This is a genomic window from Synechococcus sp. R70.1, assembly GCF_047461675.1.
Classification (GTDB): Bacteria; Cyanobacteriota; Cyanobacteriia; order Thermostichales; family Thermostichaceae; genus Thermostichus.
On the sequence record NZ_JANSHR010000110.1, the window covers coordinates 1 to 504 of the forward strand.

2 protein-coding genes are annotated in these 504 nt (G+C 62.1%); both read left to right on the forward strand.

The window, feature by feature from the left end; all coding sequences use genetic code 11:
* Positions 1 to 290, forward strand: a 290-nt coding sequence (locus NW807_RS10855) for a sulfur reduction protein DsrE (RefSeq protein WP_414426110.1), incomplete at its 5' end; no start/stop codon positions are given.
* Between the two features lie 154 nt (positions 291 to 444).
* Positions 445 to 504: prepilin-type N-terminal cleavage/methylation domain-containing protein (locus NW807_RS10860; protein ID WP_414426111.1), on the forward strand; the 60-nt coding region annotated here is incomplete at its 3' end.

Sequence of the window (504 nt, forward strand, 5' to 3'; positions counted from 1 at the left end):
TCTTCTTCGACGATAACGCCTTCGTGCTGCGTCAGGGCGACCCGATTGGCGAGCGCGTGGCGAAGATTGCGAAGGAGAAGGGCATCCTGCTGATGATTTGCGACGCCTGCGCGCTGGAGCGCAACTTAGCCAAGGGCGAGCTGCGCTGGTGCAACCCCGACGGCACAGGGCGCACCACTCCAGGCGACTGCGTGCCCTACAATACCGTCGAGGGCGTGCAGGTGGGCTGCTTCCCCGACCTCTACGCCGCGCTGGCGGGCAACCCACCCGACCAAGTCATCTCGCTATAGCACGAGGGTAAGGATGGAGCAACTTGTGCGTGTTGTGCCATCAACCCCAGAGCGGGAGAGGGGAAGGGCGAACAGCCGTTCGCCCCTACTCCCCTCTCCCCCCTTGTGGGAGAGGGGGTGGGGGTGAGGGCAAAAATATCTCAGAGGTGACCCTATGCAACGCAACGGCTTCACACTGATTGAACTGCTGGTCGTAATCGCGATTATCGCGATC